This window comes from Pseudomonadota bacterium (assembly GCA_039815145.1).
Taxonomy (GTDB): Bacteria; Pseudomonadota; Gammaproteobacteria; order Steroidobacterales; family JBCBZW01; genus JBCBZW01.
This window is the reverse complement of record JBCBZW010000225.1, coordinates 1-4,865: the sequence shown is the minus strand read 5'-3', so window position 1 is coordinate 4,865 and position 4,865 is coordinate 1. Positions and strand designations below refer to the sequence as shown.

Below are 4,865 nucleotides of genomic sequence, written 5' to 3'. Positions count from 1 at the left end.
TGGCCTTGCTTGAAAGTTGAACTTTCGGGTATCAGAACAACCTTCTACGCACTTTCGGTTGTGCGAGGCGGTGCTCGGAGCTTCTGTCACCAATAAAATCTCTGTCAACTTTGTCTCGTAGGGGTCGGACGTGTCTTGATCGTGGAGCTCGAACGTGAGACTCTCGGGTCTCAAACAACGTTTCCTGCGCTTAGGTTTCAGCGCAGCAGTGCTCACAGAGCCTTCTACATGATCAATATATCCATGTCTAATTCGTCTTATGAAGGTCGGAGTGTTTGCAGGATACTGAATCTTTTTGTTTACACACAAAAATACTCCGTCTCTCATCCTATACACGTACTCCGCATAAATGAAGCCCGTTGGGAGCCGTCTACGCCCCGCCCGACCGAAGTTAAGCTCACTCCTTGTGTTTTGAATGAAATTTGGGTGTACTATGCTGTACGTCTCATGAGGGTCAGAGTGGTTGCAGAATAATGAGTGTTTTCCAGGCAAGTGATGAGCTGCCGCCTCCACAGCAAGACCCTTCCAGTTTCACTTTCGCAGCCTGTCCTGTCCGATATAAAACTGGACACGATTGTACGATCCCCGGCTGAATCGTACGTGTTGCGCTGACCCCGATCGAAACGATATACTCGTAGATGTTCATCTCAGCCCGAGCGCGGTCAACTCATACCTTATTCGGGTCCTGCGGCCCATCTTGAACCAGCTTACAGCTAGCTGCGGCCGTAGCCCTCCTCGCGTCGTCCGTGGAGAACGCCATCATCGAAGCCGCGTCGGAGGACGATAAGTCGTCCGTCGACGAGATCGTGCAGGACCCGGCGGAGTTCGTTCCGCACGTGGTCCTCCGCACCTTCTTCGAGAATCTGTCGGAGCTCCCGGCGGCGGAGGTTACCGCCAGCCAGAAAAATTTCTCATCAGGTGCGTTGTAACATCGTCTCGCTTTAGCATGCAAGTGGTATGATGTTCAGGGAGCTTGGTGATTTTTTGTTCGAGATTCCCCAACGCCACGACTTAGCACTGGAATAGCAGTCGTTCTTGGCAAGGTTCGATGAGGACGTTAGAGTCTTCGTGCCGGAGTTCGGCATGTCGCAGAAGAGCAAGGGCTGGATCATCGAAGGTGAAGGCGTCGCGCCGGACATCGAGGTGAGCAACGATCCGACCAGCGATGGGGATGCTCAGCTCGATCGCGGCATCGCCGAGGTGCTCAAGCGAATCGAGGCGGAGCAACCGAGCGTGCCGGGGCGTCCGCCGGCGCGGGTGAAGCTGAAGGATAACGGTTGATCATCGCCCCGGCCCGTTACGCCCGGGCCTGACGCACCTACTCGTCACGGAGGCAGCCACGCAGAGCTGCCTCCAGGGCGGTGGGATCAGGAGGCGCGTCGCCTTCGGCGATCAACTCGATGCGCGAGTCCCGACGGTAGGCTGACGGGCGCGTTTGCTTGACGTCGTCGGCGATGTTGAAGGCTCGCCACCCGCGGGAAGTCTTCAGTACCGCCTTGAGCCGCCGGACGCCGTGAGCATCAGCGAGCGCTTCCAGCCACTGGTCGACACGGTCGCTATCGAACGTGAGGCCCGCCCAGCACACCCACCCGATGGTCGTGGTCTGCGCCGACCGGTGCACGTGCCTCAGGATTGGCGTGTCCGCGCCGACGTCAGCGGGCGCGTGGTCGACGGCAGCTCGCTGCGCCCCATGATCGATCGTGTGCTCGTGATGGTGATAGCCGTGCTCGGATGCTTTGCCGTCGTGATGACCCAGGTCGAGGTATGCGGCGGGCAATCGCCCGTGTTCGATCTCCCCGATGTGACCTCGAGCGGGGAAAAGGCCCGCTGCCCAGTTCTGAAAGCGCTCTCGTTCGGTGCCAGAGGCGAGATCCGACCGACTCGCCAGCAGCACGTCACTGGCCTCCACCTGATCGCGCACTTCGTTGCGCGTCAGGTCGCGCTCCAGCGTGGCTGGATTGAGCAGGCAGATGATCGAGCGTAGATCCACGGCATCACGTATCCCTTCCTTGCTGAGCGTATCGAGGATGCCGGACAGGGTGGCCAGTCCGGTGGGTTCGATCAGCAAGCGATCAGGCTTGCGCCTCAGCAGTTGGATGAGCGTCACCTCGAAGACGGGGCCTGCGCTGCAGCAGATACACCCGCCTGCCACTTCCTTGATTGCCACGTGCGACGACGGTTCGTCGCCCGTGTCCATAATGGCAGCATCCAGGCCCACGAGGCCGTACTCGTTGATGAGAACGGCCCAGCGTTCGTCCGCAGGCCGCTGCGTGAGCAGGTGGTTGATCAGGGTGGTCTTGCCGACCCCCAGGGGGCCGCAGATGATGTTGACCGGGATGCCGGTGATCATGCGACCAGCTCAGATACGGACGGTCAGCCCCTCGGAAAGGGCGCGTCGATAGGCGAGGGCACCGGGCAGGGCCCCGAGCACCACCCCCATGAGGAAGACGCCCCCGACCGTGTAGAGGTCTTTGAGCCCCGGCGCCTGGGCGGTGAGCGTGAGCCCAAAGCGGGTGGCCATGAGCGGCGCGATCACCCCGGTGGCGATCTGCACGAGCACCACGCCGACCAGCGCACCGGCCAAGGCCACCAAGCCTGCCTCGCTCATCAGCAACAGGAACACATCCCGGGGCTTCGCGCCCACCGCACGCAACACGGCGATCTCGCGCCGGCGCTCACCTAGGGTAGCCAATAGGCTGACGAGGATCGACACCAGGCCGACGATGACGATGAGCACGGTCATGACGATCATCACCCGCTCCGTGGCACCCACCACCTCCCACAGGCGCGACAAAGTGACGCCGGGAAGGGCTGCCATCAGGGGTTCCTGCGAATCCGTGTTGATGCGTCGCTGCACGGACAGGATGCTCATCGGGGAGTTCAGGCCGAGGTAGGCGGCGGTGATGGAGTCGGGGGTGAGGTCCATGCGCGCGATGCGATCGGGGGTGGCCAGGCGCGCCATGGGCGTGGGGGCGCCGCTGCGCCAGCCGAAGTGCATGGCTTCGATGCCGTCGAGGCCCACGAAGACCGAGCGATCCACCGGTGTGCCCGTGGGGCGCAGGATGCCGGCGACCCTGAAGGGCGTGTTCTCGTGGGCGGAGAAGTCCGCCGAGCGCAGGCCGTGGGACAGGGTGAGCGGGGCGTCCAGGGCGAGCCCGAGGGCGGCGGCCACCTCCGCGCCGAGCACGGCGCCGAAGGGATCTGCCACCCAAGCGCCGTCGGCGAGGGTAAGGGTGCGGTCGTCGCCGTAGCGGTAGTGCTCGAGGAAGTCGGGGGTGGTGCCGACGACGCGGTAGTTGCGGAAGCTGTCGCCGAGGGAGATCGGCACCGTCCAGTCCACCTCGGGCCAGGCCGAGATGCGCTCGAAGCTTTCCCAGCTCATGTTGGCCGGCACTTCGCCGATGTGGAACACGGTGAAGAGCAGCAGGTTGATCGAGCCGGTGCGTGTACCGACGATGAGGTCGGTGCCGGAGATCGTGCGCTCGAAGGCATCTCGGGCGCCCGAACGCACCTTCTCCACGGCGAGGAATGCACCGACGCCGATGGCGATGGCGAGCACCGTGAGCAGCAGGGTGGCGCGGCGGTTCAGGGCGCTGCGCAGGGCGAGGTCGGCAACTACCGTATTCATTGGGTGGCCGCCTGGTTGAGGGCCGAGAGGTCTTGAGCGCGATCGAAGTGGTGGGCGAGGGCGCCGTCGTGGCTCACGAAGAGCAGGCTCGAACTACCGCGGGCGCACTCCTCGGAGAGCAAGGTGATGAAGCGGTCGCGGGCCTCGGCGTCGAGGGCGGAGGTGGGCTCATCGGCGAGCACCAGCTCCGGTCGACCGATCAGGGCGCGGGCCGCGGCGACCCGCTGTTGCTGACCAACGCTGAGCGCGGTCGGCGGTTGGCGCTGTAAGGACTCGTCGAGGCCCAGGCGTTCGAGCAGCCGTTGCGCCTCCTCCTGCAAGGTGGTGCCGTCCTCGAGCACCCGCTGGCGACGCACCGGCGAGAAGCGACAGGGCAGGGTGACGTTAGCGACGATCGAGAGGTAGGGCACCAGATTGAAGAGCTGGAAGATCACCCCGAGATGGGTGGCGCGTAAGGCGTCACGGCGCCCGCCCCGCAGGGCGTGCAGTTCGTGCCCCAGCAGGCGGATCTCGCCAGACCACGGCTGGAGTATCCCCGACAGCAGGGAGAGCAACGTGCTCTTGCCGCAACCGCTCGGGCCGCGCAGGAAGATGCGCTCGCCGCGGGCGATCTGCAGGGTGTCGAGGGCCAGCACGGGGCCGGCGGAGCGGTCGTAGCCGAAGCGTACTTGCTCGAGGGCGATGACGGCGTCGGCGCCGTCGTCAGTACTCATACGCTTCGAGCTTACTCAACTGTAGCGTGTAGGCCGCGTTGGCCGTGTCCGTGTAGGCCGCGGTCGTGCGCAGCACGCCGACGGCGGACACCGGTTCCCACAGGCTGTCCAGGCGCACGGCGGGATCGGCGGTCACGAACACGATCTGGTTCGGTGGCGGCGGCGGCGTGTGGATGCAGGCGCCGAAGTAGGGCACGAGCAGGAAGCGTGAGAGCTTGCGATCTTTGGCGAAGTCCAGGGGCACCATGTAGCCGGGGATGCGGACCATGGTGGCGTCGAGCTCACCCACCGTGGTGAAGGTGCCGATCTGATCCATGGAGTCGCCGGGGCCGCCCTCGAGGATCGAGGCGGGGCCGCCGCTGCCCTGGGATTCGTAGAACATCCGGTAGAGCTCTTCGAGACGGTCGAGCTCCCCCTCGGGCAGCAGATCGTCCCAGGAGATGTCGAGCGGGGTTTGGTCGCCCACCTTTGCCGTGGCTTGACCGTCCGCCTTGTCTTCATCCGCGGTCGGGGGTTCGGCCTGC

6 protein-coding genes are annotated in these 4,865 nt (G+C 64.1%); 2 read left to right on the top strand and 4 right to left on the bottom strand.

Annotated elements, in window-relative coordinates; genetic code table 11:
- Positions 1–746: 746 nt before the first annotated feature.
- Both AAF184_24735 and AAF184_24730 read left to right on the top strand, forming a co-directional pair.
- On the top strand, positions 747–929 hold the full coding sequence (locus AAF184_24735) for a hypothetical protein (protein MEO0425564.1): 183 nt from the start codon (positions 747–749) through the stop codon (positions 927–929).
- Between the two features lie 106 nt (positions 930–1,035).
- Positions 1,036–1,281, top strand: a complete 246-nt coding sequence (locus AAF184_24730; GenBank protein MEO0425563.1) for a hypothetical protein — start codon at positions 1,036–1,038, stop codon at positions 1,279–1,281.
- Between the two features lie 37 nt (positions 1,282–1,318).
- On the opposite strand, the gene AAF184_24725 is transcribed toward AAF184_24730, so the two are convergent.
- The 4 genes from AAF184_24725 to AAF184_24710 all read right to left on the bottom strand — a co-directional run.
- On the bottom strand, positions 1,319–2,350 hold the full coding sequence (locus AAF184_24725) for a GTP-binding protein (GenBank protein MEO0425562.1): 1,032 nt from the start codon (positions 2,348–2,350) through the stop codon (positions 1,319–1,321).
- A 9-nt stretch (positions 2,351–2,359) separates the two neighbouring features.
- Positions 2,360–3,628: an ABC transporter permease gene (locus tag AAF184_24720; GenBank protein ID MEO0425561.1), complete on the bottom strand. Its 1,269-nt coding sequence runs from the start codon at positions 3,626–3,628 to the stop codon at positions 2,360–2,362.
- Positions 3,625–4,341: an ABC transporter ATP-binding protein gene (locus AAF184_24715; protein ID MEO0425560.1), complete on the bottom strand. Its 717-nt coding sequence runs from the start codon at positions 4,339–4,341 to the stop codon at positions 3,625–3,627. The genes AAF184_24720 and AAF184_24715 overlap by 4 nt, the downstream gene beginning before the upstream one ends.
- Positions 4,331–4,865: DUF3299 domain-containing protein (locus AAF184_24710; protein ID MEO0425559.1), on the bottom strand; the 535-nt coding region annotated here is incomplete at its 5' end. The genes AAF184_24710 and AAF184_24715, both read right to left, overlap by 11 nt.